The sequence below is a fragment of the Sphaerisporangium rhizosphaerae genome (assembly GCF_042665155.1).
Taxonomy (GTDB): Bacteria; Actinomycetota; Actinomycetes; order Streptosporangiales; family Streptosporangiaceae; genus Sphaerisporangium; species Sphaerisporangium rhizosphaerae.
On sequence record NZ_JBHTCG010000009.1, the window covers coordinates 106,213 to 127,951 of the forward strand.

Annotated in this window: 19 protein-coding genes; 12 read left to right on the plus strand and 7 right to left on the minus strand. The window is 72.5% G+C overall.

From position 1 onward, the window contains the following. Positions 1–35 precede the first annotated feature (35 nt). Positions 36–1,154 (plus strand): family 16 glycosylhydrolase, encoded by a 1,119-nt coding sequence (locus tag ACFQSB_RS15935; protein WP_380827262.1) that lies wholly within the window; start codon positions 36–38, stop codon positions 1,152–1,154. Here ACFQSB_RS15935 and ACFQSB_RS15940 read toward each other — a convergent pair. Next, a complete protein-coding gene (locus ACFQSB_RS15940; protein WP_380827263.1) occupies positions 1,139–2,218 on the minus strand; it encodes a PucR family transcriptional regulator in 1,080 nt (359 codons plus the stop codon). The two genes, ACFQSB_RS15935 and ACFQSB_RS15940, sit on opposite strands and share 16 nt — an antisense overlap. A 94-nt stretch (positions 2,219–2,312) precedes the next feature. Between ACFQSB_RS15940 and ACFQSB_RS15945 the strand changes: the two genes are divergently transcribed. Together ACFQSB_RS15945 and pruA are read left to right on the plus strand one after the other, a co-directional pair. Beyond that, entirely contained in the window at positions 2,313–3,230 is a 918-nt protein-coding gene (locus ACFQSB_RS15945; protein ID WP_380827264.1) for a proline dehydrogenase family protein, read from the plus strand. 8 nt (positions 3,231–3,238) lie between these two features. After that, positions 3,239–4,864, plus strand: coding sequence for an L-glutamate gamma-semialdehyde dehydrogenase (pruA, locus tag ACFQSB_RS15950; RefSeq protein WP_380827265.1), 1,626 nt, complete (start codon positions 3,239–3,241; stop codon positions 4,862–4,864). Positions 4,865–4,925: 61 nt separating this feature from the next. On the opposite strand, the gene ACFQSB_RS15955 is transcribed toward pruA, so the two are convergent. After that, positions 4,926–5,075: a hypothetical protein gene (locus tag ACFQSB_RS15955; protein ID WP_380827267.1), complete on the minus strand. Its 150-nt coding sequence runs from the start codon at positions 5,073–5,075 to the stop codon at positions 4,926–4,928. A gap of 486 nt (positions 5,076–5,561) precedes the next feature. Here ACFQSB_RS15955 and ACFQSB_RS15960 point away from each other — a divergent pair, with 486 nt between their 5' ends. Then, positions 5,562–6,281, plus strand: a complete 720-nt coding sequence (locus tag ACFQSB_RS15960) for a hypothetical protein (protein WP_380827269.1) — start codon at positions 5,562–5,564, stop codon at positions 6,279–6,281. A gap of 222 nt (positions 6,282–6,503) precedes the next feature. On the opposite strand, the gene ACFQSB_RS15965 is transcribed toward ACFQSB_RS15960, so the two are convergent. Further along, entirely contained in the window at positions 6,504–7,583 is a 1,080-nt protein-coding gene (locus tag ACFQSB_RS15965; protein WP_380827271.1) for an SgcJ/EcaC family oxidoreductase, read from the minus strand. A 277-nt stretch (positions 7,584–7,860) separates the two neighbouring features. Here ACFQSB_RS15965 and ACFQSB_RS15970 point away from each other — a divergent pair, with 277 nt between their 5' ends. Beyond that, positions 7,861–8,751 (plus strand): NAD(P)-dependent oxidoreductase, encoded by an 891-nt coding sequence (locus ACFQSB_RS15970; RefSeq protein ID WP_380827273.1) that lies wholly within the window; start codon positions 7,861–7,863, stop codon positions 8,749–8,751. A 48-nt stretch (positions 8,752–8,799) separates the two neighbouring features. Further along, the gene (locus ACFQSB_RS15975) at positions 8,800–9,555 is read left to right on the plus strand and encodes an SDR family NAD(P)-dependent oxidoreductase (RefSeq protein ID WP_380827274.1); all 756 of its coding nucleotides are present in this window, start codon (positions 8,800–8,802) and stop codon (positions 9,553–9,555) included. A 64-nt stretch (positions 9,556–9,619) separates the two neighbouring features. On the opposite strand, the gene ACFQSB_RS15980 is transcribed toward ACFQSB_RS15975, so the two are convergent. Then, entirely contained in the window at positions 9,620–11,017 is a 1,398-nt protein-coding gene (locus ACFQSB_RS15980; RefSeq protein WP_380827275.1) for an FAD-binding oxidoreductase, read from the minus strand. A 368-nt stretch (positions 11,018–11,385) separates the two neighbouring features. Between ACFQSB_RS15980 and ACFQSB_RS15985 the strand changes: the two genes are divergently transcribed. The 4 genes from ACFQSB_RS15985 to ACFQSB_RS16000 are packed head-to-tail and all read left to right on the plus strand — an operon-like array spanning position 11,386 to position 16,007. Then, complete coding sequence (locus ACFQSB_RS15985; RefSeq protein ID WP_380827276.1) at positions 11,386–12,372, plus strand: aldo/keto reductase; 987 nt, start codon at positions 11,386–11,388, stop codon at positions 12,370–12,372. Between the two features lie 41 nt (positions 12,373–12,413). Next, positions 12,414–13,766, plus strand: coding sequence for an MFS transporter (locus ACFQSB_RS15990; RefSeq protein WP_380827278.1), 1,353 nt, complete (start codon positions 12,414–12,416; stop codon positions 13,764–13,766). A 34-nt stretch (positions 13,767–13,800) separates the two neighbouring features. Beyond that, positions 13,801–15,432, plus strand: coding sequence for a long-chain-fatty-acid--CoA ligase (locus tag ACFQSB_RS15995; RefSeq protein ID WP_380827279.1), 1,632 nt, complete (start codon positions 13,801–13,803; stop codon positions 15,430–15,432). A 53-nt stretch (positions 15,433–15,485) separates the two neighbouring features. Further along, positions 15,486–16,007: a RidA family protein gene (locus ACFQSB_RS16000; RefSeq protein WP_380827281.1), complete on the plus strand. Its 522-nt coding sequence runs from the start codon at positions 15,486–15,488 to the stop codon at positions 16,005–16,007. A 214-nt stretch (positions 16,008–16,221) separates the two neighbouring features. Here ACFQSB_RS16000 and ACFQSB_RS16005 read toward each other — a convergent pair whose 3' ends face one another. The 3 genes from ACFQSB_RS16005 to ACFQSB_RS16015 form a co-directional block, all read right to left on the minus strand. Then, positions 16,222–17,391, minus strand: coding sequence for a methyltransferase domain-containing protein (locus ACFQSB_RS16005; protein WP_380827282.1), 1,170 nt, complete (start codon positions 17,389–17,391; stop codon positions 16,222–16,224). A 97-nt stretch (positions 17,392–17,488) separates the two neighbouring features. Next, positions 17,489–18,457 (minus strand): methionyl-tRNA formyltransferase, encoded by a 969-nt coding sequence (locus ACFQSB_RS16010; protein ID WP_380827284.1) that lies wholly within the window; start codon positions 18,455–18,457, stop codon positions 17,489–17,491. After that, the gene (locus ACFQSB_RS16015; RefSeq protein ID WP_354846289.1) at positions 18,454–19,329 is read right to left on the minus strand and encodes a ThiF family adenylyltransferase; all 876 of its coding nucleotides are present in this window, start codon (positions 19,327–19,329) and stop codon (positions 18,454–18,456) included. The genes ACFQSB_RS16010 and ACFQSB_RS16015 overlap by 4 nt, the downstream gene beginning before the upstream one ends. A gap of 349 nt (positions 19,330–19,678) precedes the next feature. Here ACFQSB_RS16015 and ACFQSB_RS16020 point away from each other — a divergent pair, with 349 nt between their 5' ends. Further along, positions 19,679–20,890, plus strand: a complete 1,212-nt coding sequence (locus ACFQSB_RS16020) for a CapA family protein (protein ID WP_380827285.1) — start codon at positions 19,679–19,681, stop codon at positions 20,888–20,890. 48 nt (positions 20,891–20,938) lie between these two features. After that, positions 20,939–21,703 (plus strand): ArsR/SmtB family transcription factor, encoded by a 765-nt coding sequence (locus tag ACFQSB_RS16025; protein ID WP_380827286.1) that lies wholly within the window; start codon positions 20,939–20,941, stop codon positions 21,701–21,703. Positions 21,704–21,739: the final 36 nt, after the last annotated feature.

Consider the following 21,739-nt stretch of genomic DNA (forward strand, 5'->3'; position numbering starts at 1 on the left):
TGTGATCAGGGGACGATGCTTGCTTTCATGGGCGCATGTCGATTCGTAGCGCATACATGATCGTAGCGGCGACGACGTTGACCCTCTGTCCTGGCCCCGGCCACGACGACCCGCACGGGCGGCGCCCCGGCGACGGGCGCCCGCCCGTCCACGCCGGCGCGTCCCCCTCGGCCGGCGACCGGAGCTTCCCTCCGCACGCCGGCCCGGTGACCAGCCGGGTGCCGCGCGCCGCCTCCCCGGGCGGCTCCTCGGGAGCTCCCCTGGGCGCGCCCGGCTACCCGCCTCCCCCGGTCTACGACCACCGGTACGGGCCGCGCGGCGGCCCGTCGTACCGGCCGCCGGGCACTCCTTCCTCCCGGCCGCCGGGCCCGGGCGCTCCCTTGGACGTGCCGCCGGGCACGTCCCCGGGGGCACGGCCGGGCGGACCGCCGACCGCCTCCAGCACCGTGCCGCCCCCGGTGGCCACGAGCGCGGCGCCCACGGCGGGGCAGCGCGCCACGTCCGGCACCGACCCCCGGTGGGGCGCCCCGGTGCTGGTGGAGAACTTCGACGGCACCCAGATCGACCGCGACAGCTGGGAGGTGTACCACTCCCCCGACGCCAAGGTGAACCCGCGCACGGCGCAGGCGACCAGCGTCGGCGGCGGCATGCTGCGCATGACCGGCGGCTTCTACGGCGGCAAGGACCTGTCCGGCGGCGTCGCCTCCCACCTGTCGCAGACCTACGGCCGGTGGGAGGTGCGTTTCCGCGGCGAGACCGGCGCCGGATACTCGCTGGTCGCGCTGCTGTGGCCGAGCAGCGAACGCGGCGAGTACGCCGAGATCGACTTCGCCGAGGTGATCGACCCGACCCGGCGGACCGGCGGCATCTACGTCCACCGCGGCGAGGCCCCGCAGGCGCAGAGCCAGATGCGGGCCGACTTCACCCAGTGGCACACCGTGGCCGTCGACCGGCTGCCCGGCCGGCTGACGTTCTGGCTGGACGGCAGGCAGGTGTGGGACTACACCGGGCCGCGCGTGCCCGAGGCCCAGCCGATGCACCTGACCCTGCAGAACGACGTGGTGTGCAACCAGTGGTCGCCGTGCAGGAACGCCTCGACGCCGCGCACGGTGTCGATGTTCGTCGACTGGGTCAAGATCTACCGGGCTTCCTGACGGGCGCCCTGACGGTCGCCGGCGAGCAGCTCGGCGGCCTTGAGCCCGAGATGCAGGACCAGGCGGTTCTCGCCGTCGTCGAGGTCCAGCCCGGTGACGCGCTCGGCCTTGGCCAGCCGGTAGTACAGCGTCTGGCGGTGCACGCCGAGCCGGGCGGCGGTCTCGCGCGCCCGGCCGCCCTGGTCCAGGTAGGCGCCGACGGTGGCGGCGAGCTCGCCGGACAGGGCGGCGGCCTCGGCCGCCAGGTCGGCCAGCTCGGCCGGCGACAGCCGCACCAGCAGGCGGTGCACCCCGAGATCGGCCCAGACGGCGACCGGGGCCAGGCGCGGCACCCGCTGGGCCGCGCGCAGCGCCAGGGTCGCCTCCCGCCAGCTCCGCCACGCCTCGCCGGGGTCCTCGCGCGGGCCGCCCACGCCGGCGGCCGTGCCGTACATGCCCTGGACGCGGGCGGCGACGGCGGCCGCCTGCCCGGCGGGCGCCAGCAGGGCGGTGAGCGGGTCACCGGCGTCGGCGAGCACGCCGCGCGGGAGCGTCCACAGCGGCGCGACGACGCCGGCGGCGGTGCGGACGGCGATCGCCGCCACCGGGCCGGACAGGTCCAGCGGGACCGCGGCGCGTACCTCCGGGTCGGCCGAGAGCAGGTCGCGCAGGCGCACCCCGAGGTCCTGGCGGCTGCGGGCCTCCTGGGCGAGCGCGGCGGCGGCCCGCGCGACCAGCGGCGCGACGGCGTCCAGGCGCTGGTCGGTGAGCGCGCCGGCGTCCAGCAGCCACAGGTATCCATAGGTGACCCCGCGGTGGCGCAGGGGGACGCACACGCGGGCCAGCACGCCGAGGCCGCGGTCAGCAGGGATGCGGACCGGCCCGGCGGCGGTGGCGACGCCGTAGCCCTCGAAGTAGGCGCGCACCTCGTCGGAGGCGCGGCGGCGCAGGATGGACTCGCGCCGGACGGCGTCGATGTCGCCGCTCTGGGCCGCGTAGGCGAGCAACTGGAAGGCCCGGTCCTCCAGCGTCGCCGAGGCGTCCAGAATGCGCGCGATGTCGTCCACGATTTCCTGCAGATCCACCCGCCCATTGTCATACATCTGTATGAAGCGGGTAGACGAGGCCCGTGGCGGATGTCCATAGAAGCCGCTCACCTGCGCATTTATGGTGGTGAACATGCTCGGTTCCGTACTTCTGGCGGTCTCGCGGAGCCCGCTCGCGCGCCGCGCCGTCTCCGGTTTCCCGGTCACCCGGCTCGTGGTCGACCGGTTCGTCGCGGGTGAGGACGCGGGGTCCGCGCTCGCGGCCGTCCAGCGCCTCACCGACGCCCGCCTCACGGTCACCCTCGACCACCTCGGCGAGGAGACCAAGGACGCGCGGGCCGCCGCCGAGACGGTCAAGGCCTACGTCTCGATGCTCGACGCGCTGCGCCCGATCGGTCTCGGCACGCGGGCCGAGGTCTCGGTCAAGCTGTCCGCCGTCGGGCAGATGCTCGACCGCGGCATGGCGCTCGACCACGCCCGGGAGATCTGCGCCGCCGCGCGGGACGCCGGGACCACCGTCACGCTGGACATGGAGGACCACACCACGGTCGACTCCACGCTGTCCATCCTGGGGGAGTTGCGCGAGGACTTCCCGGCGACCGGCGTCGCCGTCCAGGCCTACCTGTTCCGCAGCGAGGGCGACCTGCGCGACCTGTCCCGCGAGGGCTCGCGGGTGCGGCTGGTCAAGGGCGCCTACGCCGAGCCGGCGTCGGTGGCCCACCAGAAGAAGGCCGACGTGGACAAGGCGTACGTGCGGTGCCTGCGCATCCTCATGGAGGGGAAGGGGTACCCCATGGTGGCCACGCACGACGACCGGCTGATCTCCATCACCGAGCTGCTGGCCGACCGCGCCGGACGCGGCCGGGACTCCTTCGAGTACCAGATGCTCTACGGCATCCGGACCGACAAGCAGGAGGCGCTGGCCCGCGCCGGCTCCACGGTCCGCGTGTACGTCCCCTACGGCGACGACTGGTACGGCTACTTCATGCGCCGCCTGGCCGAGCGCCCCGCCAACGTCGCCTTCTTCCTGCGTTCACTCCGCTCCAAGTGAGGTCTTCCATGGATGCCGTCAGCAACGTCCCCGTCCCGGCCAACGAGCCGGTGCACGGCTACGCACCCGGCAGCGCCGAGCGCTCGGTGCTGGAGAGCCGCCTGAAGGAGCTGTCCGGCACCGCGATCGACCTGACGATGACGATCGGCGGCGAGCGGCGCATGGCCGCGGGCGCCTCGATCGACGTCGTCCAGCCGCACGACCACGCCCACGTGCTCGGCCGCACGGCCGACGCCTCCGCCGGCGACGTGCGCGCCGCCATCGACGCGGCGCTGAAGGCCGCGCCGGCGTGGCGGGCGCTGCCGTTCGAGGAGCGGGCCGCGATCTTCCTCAAGGCCGCCGACCTGCTGGCCGGGCCGTACCGCGCGACGCTGAACGCCGCCACGATCCTCGGCCAGTCCAAGTCGGCGCAGCAGGCCGAGATCGACGCGGCGTGCGAGCTGATCGACTTCCTGCGCTTCAACGTGTCCTTCGCCCGCCGGCTCCACCAGGAGCAGCCGATCTCCTCGCCGGGCGTGTGGAACCGCATGGAGTACCGGCCGCTGGAGGGGTTCGTCCTGGCGATCACCCCGTTCAACTTCACGGCCATCGCCGGGAACCTGCCGACCTCCGCCGCCCTGATGGGCAACGTCGTGGTGTGGAAGCCGTCCCCGACCCAGCAGTTCGCCGCGCACTTCACCATGCGGCTGCTGGAGGAGGCGGGCCTGCCGCCGGGCGTCATCAACATGGTCACCGGCAACGGCGCCGCCGTGTCGGAGGTCGCGCTGACCGACCCGAACCTGGCGGGCATCCACTTCACCGGCTCCACGGCCACCTTCCAGCACCTGTGGGCCACCGTCGGCGCCAACATCGCCGGCTACCGGAGCTACCCGCGGCTGGTCGGCGAGACCGGCGGCAAGGACTTCGTGCTCGCCCACCCCTCCGCCGACCCGGCGGCGCTGTCCACCGCGCTGATCCGCGGCGCGTTCGAGTACCAGGGCCAGAAGTGCTCGGCCGCCTCCCGGGCGTACGTCCCGCGGTCGGTCTGGTCGGCCATCAAGGACGACCTGGTCGCGACGGCCGAGTCTCTGACCGTCGGCGACGTGGCCGCCGACCTGTCGACGTTCATGGGCGCCGTCATCGACGACCGCGCCTTCGCCAAGAACAAGGCGGCCATCGACCGGGCCCGCGCGACCGGCGGCATCGAGGTGCTCACCGGCTCCTACGACGACTCCACCGGGTACTTCGTCAAGCCCACCATCCTGGTCGGCGACGACCCGGCCGACGAGATCTTCGTCAAGGAGTACTTCGGCCCCGTCCTGGCCGTGCACGTGTACGACGACAGCCGGTTCGACGCCGTCCTGGACCAGATGGAGAGCGTGTCGCCGTACGCGCTGACCGGCTCGATCATCGCCCAGGACCGGTACGCCATCGCCTCGGCGACCGAGCGGCTGCGCTTCGCGGCGGGCAACTTCTACATCAACGACAAGCCCACCGGCGCGGTCGTCGGCCAGCAGCCCTTCGGCGGGGCCCGCGCCTCGGGCACCGACGACAAGGCCGGCTCGATCTTCAACCTGGTCCGCTGGGTCAGCGCCCGCGCGATCAAGGAGACCTTCGTCCCGCCGACCGACCACCGCTACCCCCACATGGGCTGAGACCCCGCGGCCACTCCACCGGCCCGGCAGGACGCACCACGCGCCCTGACCGGGCCGGCCGTCATCGCGGCGGCGTGTCCTCCGGCTCCGCGTGCGCCATGACGACGTACGCCGCGCCCGTCCGGCCGAAATGGAGCAGCAGAACGCAGCTTCCCCTGAGCGTCACGGCGGCGAACCGCCGGACCTTCGCCCGCCAGCCCTCGCCACCCATGCCCGGTCCTTCCTTGTGAGCGATCGCCATACCCGAGGATCGCGACGAGGGACAGAGCCTCCCTGGAGACGCACTCGCGGCGAGCGCCCACATCCCAGGGATGCCGGAACCCGCGGACCGGGAGCGGCCCCGTGGAAATGTCAGTGACGACCGGCAGGATGCCTTCCGCCTGTCCGCCGCCGTGGCAGGTCTGCGCTCGGATGGCCGTCACGGGTCCGGCCATCGCCATGAGCATCGCCGGTTGGTAGGCGGCTCCCGCCGTCCGGCGCCGGCTGTTTCGCTGTGGAGGCGCTTTCCGGCCGGGGGCGCGCATGGGGCGGGTGGCCGGGGGGCTCTTGATTCGGGTCGGGGGACGGCAGCAAAGTGAGCCCAGGACGCGGCCGGCAAGGCGGCGCCGCCGGAACGAGGCCACCGGAACAGGGGCGCGGGGGCGAGATCGCCTGAGTGGGGCCGGCCGTATGGGTGATGACGGGGAGTGCTGTGGACGTGCGACGGGGAAGGCCTGCTCTGGTGGAGCCGGGCGTGGTGGTGTTGTTATGGGTGCGGGTGCTGCTGCTGGTGGTGGTGTCATGGGGGGCGCTCGTCACCGCCCTCTCGGTGAACCCGCCCCTGCGCCCCCTCGGGGAGTTCCGCGCGGCGCTGCGGGCTGGGGAGGTGAGCTACGTCATCGCCGAAGGCTCCGGGCGCGTCCTGCGCGACCTGCGGTGGTCGTCCGGGACGCTGTTCTGGTCGCGCGCGATCCTCCCCGCGCCAGGCACCGGCGGCTATTCGCAGAGCGATCTGAACGCGGACCTGAGCGTCGTGTACGGGCCGCCTCCCGTGGACCGGCGGATCGACACCCAGAGCACGCGAGGCTTCTTTCCCGGCTGGCCCTTCCACGTACCGGTGCCCTACGGGTCGTGGCCGGTGGGCGCGGCCTGGGTCCTGACCTTGCTGGGCATGCTCGCCACGGAACGGCCACGCGCCGGCAACCGCTGGGCGTGGTTCTGGCTGTTCACGGTGGGCCGCGTCGGGGCGATCTTGTTCCTCGTCCTGGAGTCCCGCCCGCTCTGGCGGCCGTTCGACGACCTGCCACCCCTCTCTTCGCCGCTGGGCGGCGGGCGGGGATGCCTGTTGTCCCTCGTCATGGGCGTCATCTCTGCCGTTGCCGCATACGCGGTCGGCGAGGCGGTCGAAGCGGTGGTCCTGACCGCCACCGGCCTCTGAACGCCGCCTCGCTCCTCGTCGGCGGCGGGCGCCTGACGGAAGTCGTGCGCGCTTCGTGAACACGGGGCGAAGGCGTGCCGAGCCGGGCGGAGCGGCTCCGCCCGGCTCGGTGATTCCGCTCCCCTGCTCCGCCCCGGGTGCCCACCGTCGTGTCGGGCCGTCGGGCCGTCGGGCCGTCGGGCCGTCGGGACGCCGTAACCGTGCCGGCGGCGGGGTGTGCCGTCAGGTGCGGGTGGGGCTCGGGGACGGGGTGGTCTTGCGGCCGGGCTGGTTGACCAGGGTGTTGTGGAAGGACCTGACCAGCCATTGGCCGGACTTCTTGACCACGACGCTCGTGTTGTAGGACACGGTGTTGGGGCGGCACTTGTTCTCCGCGCCGAAATGCACGCACCCCTTGCGGATGATGAAGGCGACCGTCGGGGAGACCAGGTCGATCTTCTCCTCCAGGGTGACGATGCGGCTGTGGGCGAGCTGGGCGTGCAGGTAGCGCTGGAACTTCTCGCCGATCTCGGCGCTGGTGCGCAGGTGCTCGCCGGTGACGTTCACGAAGTCGGCGTCCGGGGTGTAGGTGGCGGCGTACGCCTTGCCGTCGCCCTTGGACCACGCGTCGGCCTGGCGCAACCACAGCCGCCTCAGCGCGGTGAGCTCGGCCGCGATGTCACCGGCGGCCGCGGCGGGCGGCGCGAGGGCGGGGGCGTTGGGGGCGACGGGGGGCGGCTGGGCGGCGGCGAGCGCGACGGAGGGGTGGTCGGGGGCCGGGCCGCCGGTCATCCTGAACGGGCGCTGGCGCTCCTCCTGGGGGCTGACCAGGGTGTTCTGGAAGGACTCGATCAGCCAGTGGCCCTGGCGCTTGACGGCGACGCTGCTGTTGATCGACAGGTTGGACGGGCGGCAGACACTCTCGGCGGCGTACAGGACGCAGTCCTTCCTGAGGATGATCGCCGTCAGGGGCGCCACCATGCGGACACTCTCGGCCAGCCGCGTGATCTGGGTGTTCCTGAGCTGGTTGTTGAAGTAGTACCCGATGCGGGCGGCGATCACCGAGCGGCCGTGCAGGTGCTCGCCCTTGATGTTCACCAGGTCGGCGTCCGGGGTGTACATCGCGGCGTAGGCGGCGGCGTCGCCCTTGCCCCACGCCTCGGCCTGCCGGCGCCAGATGTCGCCGAGAGCGGCCGCGTCCGGGTCGGCGCCCCGTGGCGCGGCCGCGGCCGCGGCCGGTGGCAGGGCGCACAGCAACGCCAGACCGGCTCCTCCGATGGCTGCCAGGCCGCTGGCCCTGTTCCCGCGTCGACGGTTTTCCATTCGTGCCCCCCGATTATGCGCTCCTGCGGCAAACATATATGCGGTTCGCGTCCTCACCCGGCCATGCGGCCGCGTGTCCCCGCTCCGGGCGGAATTATGCGTGTATATACCCCTCTCCCCCATGACACCAATCAACGAGCGCGAAGTCCGCCCTTATCACACATGAATGACATCCCAGCTCAGCACGCCCGCCAGATCCCCATCTCCGGCCTTCTCCAGCGAGTCTCCGCAGCAAGAGCGGCGCTTGCGGCGACAATTGGCGGCAGGGGGATGACATATGCAAATAACTGTCCTGGGAATGGGCAACATGGGGCGTGCGGTGGCCGTGCGGCTGGCCGCTCAAGGGCATCGGCCGCGGGTGTGGAACCGCACGCCGGGCAAGGCGGAAGAGGTGGTGGCGGCCGGGGCGGTGGAGGCGTCCTCCCCCGCGGAGGCGGCCCGGGGCGCCGACGCGGTGCTCATGTCGCTCGCCGACGACCAGGCCGCTCTGCAGGTCATGGAGAGGCTCACCGAGCAGGCGTCCAGCACCGACGGGCCGATCGTGGTGGACATGAGCACCGTCTCTCCGCGCACCTCCCGACGGCTGGCGGACCTCGCGCCCGGGAGCCGGTTCGTGGCCGCGCCGATCATCGGCGCGCCGAGGACCGTCCTGGACGGCAGGGCCTCGGGCCTGCTCGGCGGCGAGCGCCATCTGGTGGAACGGCTGGAACCCCTGTGGGGCCGCCTCTTCGACGTCCACTGGTACTGCGGCGAGGACCCGGGCGGCGCGACCACCTTCAAGCTGCTCAACAACTATCTCCTGATGGCGGAGGTCGCCCTGGTCGCCGAGGTGGTCGCCACGGCCGAGGCGACGGGGCTGGACACCAAGCTCCTGCGCGAGGTCCTCGACCAGTGGCCGACCGTGCCGATCGCCGTCCGCAACCGCGTCGACGACATCATCGGCGGCGAGCACCACGGCTGGTTCTCCACCCGGCTCGGCGCCAAGGACGTGCGGCACCTGGTCGAGGCGGCCGACGCGCACGGGCTGTCGCTGCCGATCGCGCGGCTGGTCGGGCGCCGGTACGAGGAGACCGCGGAGCGGTGCGGCTCCGGCGCCGACATCGCCGCGGTCGTGGAGGTGCTCCGCGCCGAGCGCGGCGCCGCCCGTCCCACCGCGGAACAGGTCTGACGTGGGCGGCCACGAGGTGCCCACGCCCGTGCGGGGCGGTATCCGGAGATGACGGCCAACGGCACCCGGCCGCAGGTCGCGCTGGTGACCGGCGCCAACCAGGGCATCGGCCGCGAGATCGCCGCCCAGCTGGCGGAACGGGGCATGACCGTACTGCTCGGCGCCCGCGACCCGGGCAAGGGCGAGGAGGCCGCCGCCGCGCTGCGGTCGGCGACCGGCGCCGACGTGCGCACGGTCACGCTCGACGTGACCGACCGCGCGTCGATCGACGCGGTCACCCGGTACGTCGCCGAGCGGTTCGGCGTGCTGGACGTCCTGGTGAACAACGCGGGCATCCTCGGCGACGTGGCCGGGCAGGACCCGTGCGACGCCGACCTGGAGGTGGTCAGGGAGGTCTTCGAGACCAACGTCTTCGGCCTGATCGCGGTGACCACGGCGATGATCCCGCTGCTGACGCGCTCGCCCTGCGGGCGGGTCGTCAACCTCACCAGCGGCCTCGGCTCGCTGACGCTGATGAGCGACCCGGCGGGGCCGTTCGCCCGCAGGCCTCCGTCGGCGGCGTACGTGCCGTCCAAGACGGCGGTGAACGCGCTGACCGTGCAGTACGCCAACGCGCTGCGCGAGCACGGCGTGCTGGTCAACGCGGCCGACCCGGGCCCGTGCGCGACGGCGTTCGCCCCGGCCCTTTCGGGCATGGCGCGCACCGCGGCCGACGGCGCCGCGATCGCCGTGCGGCTGGCCGTCCTCGCGCCGGACGGGCCGACGGGCGGCTGCTTCGGAGCCGACGGCCCGCTCCCCTGGTAATCCTGGTAACGCTGGCAACCTCGTAGCTCCGGTAACACGGCCCGCACTCGTGGGGAGTGTCGTCTCAGCCGGGAAGGTCGTCCCCGTCACCCTCGCCGGGGAAGGGGACGGCCTTGCCGGGGTTGAGGATGCCGTGCGGGTCGAGCGCCCACTTGACCGCGCGGGTGACCTCCGCGCACTCGGCCGACATCTCCCGTTCGAGCCAGCGCCGTTTGAGCGTGCCGACCCCGTGTTCGCCGGTCAGGGTGCCGCCGAGCTCCAGCGCGCGGGCGAAGATCTCGTCGGCGGCCCGCGACACGTTGGCGGGGATCCCCGTCGTCCCGTGCGGCAGGACGAACAACGGATGCAGGTTGCCGTCCCCGGCGTGGGCGACGGTGGCGATCTCGCAGGCGTGGGCGGCGGCGACGGCCTGGATGTGGCGCACCATCTCGGCGAGCCGTGACCGGGGCACGCACACGTCCTCGGTGAAGGGGACGCCGCGCCGGGCGAGCGCCGGGTAGGCCAGGCGCCGCAGTCCGACGAGTTCGGCGGCCTCGGCGGCGCTCTCGGACCGCAGGGCCGTCCCCGCGCCGCCGCGGGTGAGGACCGCCAAGGCGGCGTCGGCGGCGTCCTCGCGGCCGGCGCCGTCGAACTGCACGAGCAGCAGCGCCGCCGCTTCCTCGAAGTCCATGCGCGTGTGGTCGCTCAGCGCGGCCAGGGTGGCCGCGTCGAGCAGTTCCATCAGGCCGGGGTCGAGCCCGGCCCTGGTGATCTCCAGCGCGGCCGTGGCGGCGGCCTCCAGCAGCGGGAACTGCGCCACCACCGTGACCGGCGCGCCGGACGGGCGGGGGCGCAGCCGCAGGGTGGCCTCGACGATGACGCCGAGCGTCCCCTCCGAGCCGACCAGCAGGCCGGTGAGGTCGTACCCGGCGACCCCTTTGACGGTGCGCCGCCCGGTGGCGAGCACGCGGCCGTCGGCGAGCACCGCCCGCAGGCCGAGCGTCCAGTCGCGCGTCACCCCGTACTTGACGCACCGCAGCCCCCCGGCGTTGGTGGCGAGGTTGCCGCCGATGGTGGAGGTCTCGTGGCTCGAGGGGTCGGGGGCGTACATCAGCCCGTGCCTGGCCGCCGCGCGGTCGAGGTCGGCCGTGATCACCCCGGCCTGGACCACGCAGTACTGGTCGTCGGCGCGCATCTCGACGATGCGGTCCATGCCGGCCAGGCTCACCACCAGGCACCCGTCCACGGCCGTAGCGCCGCCGGCCAGACCCGTCCCGCCGCCGCGGGGCACGACGGCGACGTGGTGCCGGTGCGCCCAGCGCAGGGCCTGCTGGACGTCGCCCTCCTCCCGGGCGCGCACGACGGCGAGGGGCACGCCGGGCGCGGCGAGCGGAGCGGCGTCGTGGCGGTAGGCCTGCACGGCCTCGCCGGTCAGCAGGCGGGGGCCGAGCCGGGCGCGCAGCTCGCCCACGCTTTCCGTCATATCACGGGATAAAGAAGTCACGGGGCCTCGCCATTAATTCGGGAGCGGTATCACATCCGGCCTTTAGTCATTTCTCACCGGTATAGCACAGACGCCGCCGGGAACAACGGGGCGAGGAGACGCGCCGATGGCATGCGAGCGGGCGCGACCGGCGTCGATGACGGTTCGCCCGTCACCTAACCATCCCTCGGATAACGTGGTCGGCGTCGTCCCGGGCGTCGGCGGAGACTGCTCGTCCATCGGCGCGACGGCCCAGCGCCGGCGGCATGACCGCGCCGCCGTGAAAGGGCTGCCCGCGTTTTCCGATTCCGTGGATCACAGTCCCGCCGCGGCCGGAGAAACACCCGGCGGACCACAAGGAGAAACCGATGGAACACCGGAAACTCGGGGAATTGGACGTGTCCGCGATCGGCCTCGGCTGCATGGGAATGTCGCAGTCGTACGGCCCCTATGACGACGAGGAGTCCATCGCCACCATCCGGGCGGCGCTCGACCTCGGCATCACCCTGCTCGACACCTCGGACATGTACGGATACGGCAACGGCCACAACGAGTCGCTGGTCGGCCGGGCCATCGCCGGCCGGCGCGACCAGGCGGTCGTGGCCACCAAGTTCGGCATCAAGGGCTGGACCGGCGACGGGAGTTTCGTCCTGGACTCCAGCCCCGAGTACGCCCGCGAGGCGTGCGAGGCCTCGCTGCGCAGGCTCGGCGTGGACGTCATCGACCTGTACTTCCTGCACCGCCGCGACCGCGAGATGCCCATCGAGGAGATCGTGGGCGGGATGGCCGAGCTGGTCACCGCGGGCAAGGTGCGCTACATCGGGCTGTCGGAGGTCAGCACCGACACCCTTCTGCGCGCGCACGCGACCCATCCGATCACGGCGCTGGAGAGCGAGTACTCGCTGTTCGAGCGGTACGTGGAGAAGGACGTCCTGCCGGCCTGCCGCGAGCACGGCATCGGCCTGATGGCGTTCTCCCCGCTCGGGCGCGGCTTCCTCACCGGCACCGTGCGCGACATGGGCGCGCTGTCGCAGGACGACTACCGGCACACCGACCCCCGGTTCAAGGGCGCCAACCTCGCCCGCAACCTCGCGCTGGTGGACCGCGTGCGGAGCATCGCGGCGGAGCTGGAGATGACCCCCTCCCAGATCGCCCTGGCCTGGGTGCTCGCCCAGGACGAGCACATCGCGCCCATCCCCGGCACCAAGCGGGTCACCTACCTGCGGGAGAACGTCGCCGCGGCGCAGGTGCGGCTCACGCCGGAGCAGGTGGGCCTGCTCGAGAGCGCCGTCCCCGCCGGTTCGGTGTCCGGCGAGCGCTACCCCGAGGGGATCATGCGCACGGTCGACGCGTGAGCTTCCCGCCGCACCGAGTCCACCCGCCACCGGAGGGCGACATGTCCGTTCCATCCGCCGGGTCCGAGGAGATCGAGACCCGGACCGTACGCAAACTCGTCCGCAGGCTCATCCCCCTGATGATCGTGCTCTATTTCCTGAACTTCCTCGACCGGGTGAACATGAGCTACGCCGCGCTCGACATGAACGCCGAGCTCGGGCTGACCGCGTCGATGTTCGGCCTGGCCGCCGGCGTCTTCTTCATCGGGTACGTGCTGTTCGAGGTGCCCAGCAACATCGCGATGCTCAAGTTCGGGGCCCGGGTCTGGATCGCCCGCATCGCCGTCACCTGGGGCCTGTGCAGCGCGGCCCTGGCCTTCGCCCAGGGCCCCGGCAGCCTGTACGCGCTGCGCGCGCTGCTCGGCGTCGCCGAGGCGGGCCTGTACCCCGGGCTGCTGCTCTACGTCGCCCTGTGGTTCCCGGCCCGCCGGCGGGCGCAGATGCTGTCGATGTTCCTGCTCGGCATCCCGCTGTCGTCGGTGCTCGGGGCGCCGCTGTCCACGGCGATCATGCAGTACGGCGACGGCCTGTTCGGCATGTCCGGATGGCGCCTGCTGTTCCTGGCCGAAGGCATCCCGTCGGTGATCGTCGGCGTGTGGGCGTTCTTCTGGCTCACCAGCCGCCCGCAGGAGGCCCGCTGGCTGGCCGACGACGAGCGCGAGTGGCTGGTCGGGACGCTGGAGGCCGAGAACCAGGCGCCGCCCCACCAGAAGGGGGCGCTGGGCCGGACGGTGCGCAACCCGCGCGTGCTGCTGCTCGGCGTGGTGCTGTTCGGCCAGGCGTTCGGGCTGTGGGCGCTGACCTACTTCCTGCCACAGATGATCAAGGGGCTCGAGACGGCCTTCGGCACGAGGTTCTCCTACCTGCAGGTCGGCCTGGTCACGGCCATCCCGTTCGCCGTGGCCACGGTGGGCTTCGTGTGGTGGGCGCGCCACTCCGACCGGACGGGCGAGCGGCGCCTGCACTGCGCCGTGCCTCTGCTGCTCGGAGCCGTCGCCGTGGTCGCGTGCGTGCTGGCGAGCAACCCGTACGTGCTGGTCGCCGGCATCGCGCTCGGGCTGACCGGCATGCTCAGCTCCACCGTCGCCTTCTGGCAGCTGCCCGCCCGGGTCGTCGCGGGGACGGGCGTGGCGGCCGCGGGCGCGATCGCCCTGATCAACTGCATCGGCGCGGCGAGCGGCTACCTGGGCCCCCACCTGTTCGGCCTGCTGAAGGACTGGACGGGCTCGTTCGGCGCCGGTCTGTACGTCGTGGCCGGCTTCATGATCCTCTCCGCGGTGACGGTGCTGCTGGTGGTCCCGGCGCGCCGCGGCGCCCCGGAGACCGCCGAACCGTCGCGCGCGGTCGTCGCGTGACGGGCACATCTCGACCCACAGGGAGAAAGATCGCATGCGAAGCGGGATGATGGAATCTCCGCTCACCATTCCCGGGATGGTCACCTCGCGCGCCGAGCGGCTGTTCGCGAGGCGGCCGGTGGTCACCCGGTCACGGGCCGGCGTCACCCGCCTCACCTGGGGTGACGTGGTGGCCCGTGCCCGCCGGCTCGCGGGGGCGCTCGCCGCGCTCGGGGTCGGCCCGGGCGACCGGGTGGCGACCTTCGCCGGTGGCACGCACCGGCACGTGGAGGCCTACCTCGCCGCCACCTCGATGGGGGCCGTGCTGCACACGGTCAACGTCCACCTGCCGGCCGAGCACGTCGCCTACATCGTCGACCACGCCGACGACACGCTCGTGCTGTGCGAGGCGGGCCTGCTGCCCGCCTGGGAGGAGGCGGAGTCCCGGCTCACCCGCCGCCGTCCGGTCGTCGTGCTGCCCGACGGCGACGGCGACGAGCCGCCCGCCGGCGGGCGGCTGGGCTACGAGCGGCTGCTGGCCGAGGCCGACCCGCTGAAGGCCTGGCCGGAGGTGGAGGAGGCCGCGGCGGCGCACGTCAGCTACACCACCGGCACCACCGGACGCCCGAAGGGCGTGGTCTTCAGCCATCGCAGCACGGTGCTGCAGAGTTTCTGCGCCGGGCTCGCCGACGCCGAGAGTTTGTCGTCCGGCGACACGCTGCTCGCCCTGGTGCCCCTCTCGCTGAGCCAGGTGGGGCTGCCGTTCAGCGCGGCCATGCACGGCTGCGGCCTGCTGCTGCCCGGAGGCGACCTGACCCCGGCCGGGGTGTGCGAGCTGATCGAGCGCGAGAGGCCGACGGTGTCGGTCGGGTTCGGCGCCGCCCTCACCGGCCTGCTGGACCACTGGCGCCGCCACCGGCCCGACCTGTCCTCGCTGCGGCGCATGGTGTGCGGGGGCTCCCCCGTGCCGCGCGCGGTCTCGCGCGCCTTCGAGGAGGAGGTCGGCGTCCCGATCGTGCAGGTGTTCGGCATGACCGAGACCAGCGGGCACGGCAGCTTCAGCCGGCCGCCCGCCGAGGCCGGGGAGCGGCCCTCGGAGGAGACCCGCGCCTACTACGCGGTCTCGCAGGGCAGGCCGCTGGCCATGGTCGACATGCGCATCGCCGACGACACCGGCGGCGAGGTGCCGTGGGACGGCGCGTCCATGGGCGAGCTGCAGGTGCGCGGGCCATGGGTGGTGCGCGAGTACTTCCGCGACGGGTCGCCGCCGGACAAGTTCCAGCAGGGCTGGCTGCGGACCGGCGACGCGGCCCGCATCGACGAGCTCGGCTACATCCGCATCGTCGACCGGATGAAGGACCTCATCCGGGCCAACGGCGAGTGGATCTCGACGGTCGAGCTGGAGGAGCACCTCATGGCGCACCCGGCGGTCGCCGACGCCGCCGTGGTGGGCGTGCCCGACGCCGAGTCGGGAGAGCGCCCGCTCGCCTGCGTCGTCCTGCGCGAGGGCGACGGCGCGGGGCCCGCCCCCGAGGAGTTCGCCGCCCACCTCGCCGGCCGGGTCCCGCCGTCGTGGCTGCCGACCGTGCGCGTCGTCACCGAGCTGCCCAGGACCGGCGTCGGGAAGGTCGACAAGCGGGCCCTGCGCGAGCGTTTCGGCGCCGCGCGCCCCGCCCCCGAGGCCTGACCGCCGCGGGCGTCGCCCCTCGCCCGCCGACAAGAAGAGAGAGAACCGATCACATGAACGTCCGGAATATTTACGGCCCGGCCGTCAGCAGCCAGGAAGTTCGCGCCCGCCTGGCCGCCCAGGGTAGATCGCTGCCCAAGCCCTGGCAGCTTCCCAACCAGATCAAGATCGCTCCGAGCCTCGTCCGGGTGCTCGGAAACCGGGTCCTGGTGTCCGGGCACGTCCCCATCGGCGAGGACGGCACGGTGGCCGGGCCGTCGGGCAAGGTCGGCTCCGAGGTCGACCTCGCCACCGCGCAGGAGTCGGCCAGGCTCACGCTGCTGGGCATCTTCGCCGACCTCGAACGGGAGCTCGGCGACCTGGACCGCGTCGGGGCGTGGTGCCGCCTGAACTGCATGGTCAACGCGTCCCCGGACTTCATCGACTTCCCCGCCGTGTTCAACCCGGCCTCGCAGCTCCTCCTCGACGCCTTCGGCGACGAGGTGGGCGGGCACTCTCGGGTGGCCGTCGGCGTCGCGGGCCTGCCGTGGAACATGCCCGTGGAGATCGAGGCGGAGCTGGAGCTCCGCGGCTGAGAGTGGCCGGCCACCGGCCGCGCCACCGGCGAGGGAGGAAAAAGGCCGCGGTGGTCGCGTCCCCACGAGGACGGGACCACCGCGGCCCCTCACGTCCGGCCCCGGCTCACGCTCCGGCCCGGCTGAGAACCCACCGGTCTCACGCCGGGTTCGGCGCACGTCCGGCCGGGCCGAGCGTCGGCCGAGCCGAGTGTCGGTCCGGGCGCCGCCGCCGTCAGAAGGTGTTGTCCGGACGGGTGGCGATGAGGATGCGGTGCATGGGCGCGTCGATCAGGGCCACCCGCCTCAGCCCCGCCGACTCCAGCCACCGGTCGTAGCGGCTCAGGCGGTAGGCGTCGCCGCCGCCGGTCGCCAGCATCGAGGCCGCGAAGAGCCGGGCGAACCGGTCCTGCTCGGACTCGCCCCGGCCGGTGTCGTCCACGATGTGGTCGGCGATGCAGATCAGCCCGCGCTCCGACAGGGAGCCGGCGGCGGTGGCGGTGAGCTTCGCGGCGCTCTCCGGCGTCTGCAGGTGGAAGATGTTGGCGAAGAACACCAGGTCGAAGCCGGCGCCCCAGGCGTCGGCCCAGAAGTCGCCGACCATGCCGCTGAAGCGGCCGTCGACGCCCAGCCGCCGCGCCTGGGCGCGGGCCAGCTCGATGATGCGCGGCGCGTCCACGCCGGTCACGTGCCAGTTCTCCCGCCGGCGGAGCATGAGCTGGCCGTACAGGCCGCTGCCGCAGCCGACGTCGAGCACCCGCGCGGGGACGCCCGCGTCCCATCCGGAGGCGTCGAGCCAGTCGTGCAGCCGGGCGACGATCGGCGGAGCCCAGAAGTTGATGCCCAAGGCCAGCGACTCGTAGTCGGTCTCGGAGATCTGGTTGGCACGGTCGTGACCGGCGGCGTCGCGCGAGCCGTGCCGCACGGCCTCGGCCAGGCTCCGCCACGCCGGCCAGGCGACCGCCCGGTCGTAGTCCATCTTCCCGGTCAGGCTGTAGACCCCACCGGGCAACACGGACGGGAGCATCCGCTCGCCGAGCACGTAGCGGGTGATGCCGTCCGGCGGCACGACGGCGTCGACCATCGCGTAGGCGTGCAGGGCGTCCAGCATGATGCGCGTGGCGCGTTCGTCGGTCTTGAGCGTCTCGGCGACCTCGACCGCGGAGGCCGCGCCCTTCGCCAGCTCGGCGAACATGCCGAGGTCGTGGGCGGCCTCGATCACGCCGGGCGCCCACAGGCCGATGAGGTGCTCGTACAGCCGGTGCGCGGCCTGGATCCGCCGGTCCTCGTCGGTGTCGCCGTCCAGCCGGGTGTGGTCCACCAGTGGCTGGACGCCGACCTCCGAACCGGGTGTCGGCGCCCGGTCAGGGCGCGCGGCCATCGCTTCGGAAAACCCATAAGACATGAGTACTCATTTCTCGGGGATGGATGATCGGTTCCCGCGGCGGGCATGCCGGCGCGCCTGGCACCGGCACACGCGCCGGCCGCCCGGTCGCGGGTGGTCAGGCGGAGGGGCGCGGCGCGAACCGCGTGCTGACGGAGGTGTGCGAGCGGGGCAGGTGGCCGAGTTGCTCCTCGCCCTCCACCTCGATCGACCACAGCCGCAGCCACCCGTCCTTCGCCGCGATGAACACATCGTCGTTCTCGTGGCGCACGGTCCCGGGGGTGACGGAGGCGGGGTAGCGGGTCCCCACCGCCTCCATGGACAGCACGACCATCACCTCGCCGTCCTCGGTGAGGACGTAGGCTCCCGGGCGGCGGTAGCCGGCCCGGACGGTGCGCAGGATGGTCTCGGTGTCCTGGGTGAAGTCGAGCCAGTAGTCGTGGTCGCCGGGTTTGCTGAAGTAGGTGCGCTCCCCCGGGTCCTGCGGAGTGAGGGGCAGCCGTCCCGCGGCCAGGCGCGGGATCAGCTCGCGCAGCAGCGCCACGTTGGCCACCGTGTGCGACTCCCTGATCTCCAGGGCCGTCTCGGTGCCGCTGAGCATGATGGGTTTGGCGGCGATGACCGGTCCCCCGTCGATCTGGGTGGTCATGGCGATGGCCGTGACGCCGCTGCGGGTCTCCCCGGTGCGCGCCATCCAGAAGAACGGCGCCCAGCCGGCGTACTTGGGCAGCGGGCTCGGGTGGAAGTTGACCGAGGTGATGCGGGGCACGCCCAGCAGGTCCGCCTTCAGGATCTGCTGGTAGTTGCCCACGATGATGTAGTCGGGCTTCAGGGCCGCGATGGCGGCGACGCTGCCGGGGTCGTTGACGTTCGCCGGGCGCATCGGCGGGATGCCCCATCCGCGTCCCTGGGCGTCGAGGTCGACCTGGTCCTCCTCGCCCAGGAAGTACGGGCAGAGCCGGCCTCGCGGGCTGGTCACCACCCCCACGAGCTCGACCAGGGGATGCTCGGCCAGGATGGACAGGAACGGCGCCCCGAGCTTTGAGTTGACCTCCGACATCAGGACGACGCGGACGGGGAGGCTCACCTCTCCCACCACTTGCCCGGCACCATGCGGGCCGTCCAGTTCTTGGAGTCGAAGATCGCGTAGCCGGGCTGCACGGGCAGCGGGGCCACCCCCGGCAGCTCCATGATCTCCATGGCCAGCCGCTCGACGAGGATGCCCTCGGCCATGGGCGGGCAGGCGCCGAAGATGGGCATGCGGCGCATGTCGAGGAACCAGCGGTCGATCTCGGCCCGGTCGGGGTAGTCCGGCATCACCGCGATGGCGCGCTCGACGAGCTTGCGCACCACGTCGTCGGTGAACTCGGCGTCCTCGGGGATGTCGTAGACCTCCTCGATGGTCATCGAGTCGTGCGTGTACTTGTAGACGATCACCGTGTGGCCGACGGTGGGGATCTTGAGCATGAACTTGCAGCGGTCGGAGGCCCGGAACGCCCTGTGCAGCGCGTAGCGGTTCTTGACCTGGTAGAACTCCATCTGGTCCATGACGTAGTCGCATCCGTCCATGAACTCTTCCGCGCTGCCGGGGGTGATCCCCTCGGGGTAGACGTCGATGTTGACGTCCCGCGTGAGGTCGAAGGCCATCTCGGCCACCACCTCGGCCTTGTTGCGGCCGACGGTCGCCAGGTCGGCCCCCATCTGCCGCTGGATGTTCGTCACGTCGAACTCGTCGGGATCGGCCAGCTTCAGGTTGCGGGCGCCCATGCGGACCAGCCGGAGCGCGACCGCCCCGCCGATGCCGCCGGTCCCGACGATGCCGATCACCGAGTCGCGCAGCTTCTCCTGACGCTTGCGCTGCTCTTCCGGGGTGTCACCGAGCCATCCCAGATTACGATCCACCCGCTCCCAATAGAGAGCCTCGTCGTACTCGCCGCGGTATGTTTTCCGATCGGCCATGACGTCCCCTCACGAGTGAGAATCCGGTTCTCGAAACCGCGCCCGATATGCCCGGATCGCGGTATATCGAAGGACGCCGCGAAGCTTAGCAAGCCGACCGTTAGGTATCGGCCTAACTATTGATGGCACAGTCCGGACAAGGCGGGCGTCAAATACGGTTCAGCCGTACCGAAAGCAGCGAATGATGAGCGCCGAAAACAACGGGGACGTCCAATGTGCCGGCCGCGTGCGAGAACGTTTCGGCCGTGACCGAATCAACCGCTCGTTATTGTGCATCGTGGATCCGCGGCGGCGCCGGCCACGCCGCCACATCGGCACGTCATCCATAATCGATTGTCAGGAGCCGACGATGACCACAGAGGCCTCGATTTTCGCCGTCGGGGACGTTTTCATCGACCGCGACGACCCGTCGACCGCGTTCCACTCCGCCAAAGAGTTCCTGCGCGGCGGCGACGTGCTATTCGGCAACTGCGAGGGCGCGTTCAGCGACGTCTGGGAGCGTGCGCCGAGCTCGGGCTCGCCGGTCGTGGCGCCGGCCGTCAACGCCCGCCCGCTGGCCGAGGCGGGGTTCGACGTGGTGTCGCTGGCGAACAACCACAGTGTGGACGGCGGGTACGGCGCGCTGCTGAACACCTGCGCAACTCTTGCGGAACTCGGCGTCTCGCCGGTCGGGGCGGGAGCCGACATCGCGGCGGCCCGCCGGCCGGTCGTGGTCAACCGCGGCGGCCTGCGCGTCGCCTTCGTCGCCTACGCCTCGGTCTTCCCCTACGGCTACGAGGCCAAGGCGGCGGTGCCCGGGCTCGCGCCGCTGCGCGCGCACACCAGGTACACGCCGTGGGAGCCGAACGAGTGGCAGCCCGGCCTGATCCCCCGCGTCACCACCGAGACCCTGGCGCAGGACCTCACGGCGTTGCGCGAGGACCTGCGGGCGGCGCGGGAGCGCGCGGACGTCGTGGTGGCCAGCTTCCACTGGGGCGACTTCACCCGGCCGTACGTGCTCACCGACCACGAACGGCGCTGCGCCCGCGTCGCGGTGGACGCCGGCGCCGACATCGTGCTCGGCCACCACCACCACATGCTGCGCGGCGTCGAGTTCTACCGCGGCAAGCCCATCTTCTACGGCCTGGGACACTACCTGTTCGACCTGCCCCGGCTGCGGGAGCGGCTGGCCAAGGACGGATACCTGAGCGCCACCGGCCCCGAGGACGAGCTCGCGCTGAGCCGCCGGTTCGGGGAGTACCGCATCCAGCCCAAGGAGGGCTACCCGCTGCTCCCCTTCCACGAGGACTCCCGGCTCACCGGCGTCGCGGTGGTCAGGGTCTCGGCGAACGACGGCCCAGTGGCGGTCGGCTTCCGCCCGGCCGTCATCGGCCCGGACAACGAGCCGGTGCACGCCTCCCCGGGCAGTGAGCAGTGGAAGAGCGTCGTGACCTACCTCGAACGATGCTGCGCCGAGGAGCGGCTCGCGACGCGGTTCGTCCCGCGCCAGGCCGGCTCCGGGCTGCCCGAGGACTGCGTGCAGATCCTGCCGGAGGACCGCGGCGAGGGCGGAGGCGCATAATCGAGTGACGGCCAGGGGTCGTGCGCTTCGCAGCGGGAACGAGGAGACATGACCAGGACGGTTGAGAACAGGATCGACGCCGGTCCCGACATCGCCGCGGTGGCCGGGCTGCTGGGAGACCGCACCCGGGCCACCATGGTCAAGGCGCTGGTGGCCGACCGCGCCATGCCGGCCAGCGAGCTGGCCGCCCTGTCGGGGGTGTCGCGCCCGACCGCGAGCGAGCACCTGGCCCGGCTGGTCGAGCACGGCATCGTCAGCGTCGAGCGCTGCGGCCGCCACGCCTACTACCGGCTGGCCGGCCCTGAGGTCGCGACCGCCCTGGAGGCGCTGGCGGTGCTGGCGCCGATCCACCCGCCGAGGTCGCTGCGCTCCTCCTTCCACCTGGACAACCTGCGGCGCGCGCGCACCTGCTACGACCACGTCGCGGGCCGGCTCGGCGTCGCCATCGCCGACGTGCTGCAGAGCCGGGGGCTGGTCAGGCGCACCGGGGACGGGCTGGAACTCGACGTCCCCGTCTGGCAGGACCTGCGCCCGCTGGACATCGACTGCCGGCCGTCGCTGAAGGGCCGCCGGCCGGCGATCAGGGCGTGCGTCGACTGGAGCGAGCGGCGCCACCATGTGGCGGGCTCCCTCGCCGGAGCCATCACCCACCGGCTGTTCGAGCTGGGCTGGATCGTCCGGCCCCGCGACGGCGAGCGCGTGGTGAAGGTCACCGACGAGGGCTTCGACGGGCTGGCGCAATCCTTCGGCCTGCCGGCGTCGGTGCTGAGGACCGACGCCGCGGACGAGGAGCGCGGCGCCGCCTCGAGCTGACGAGCACGCCCCGGCCGGCCCGCCGCGAGGGCCGGC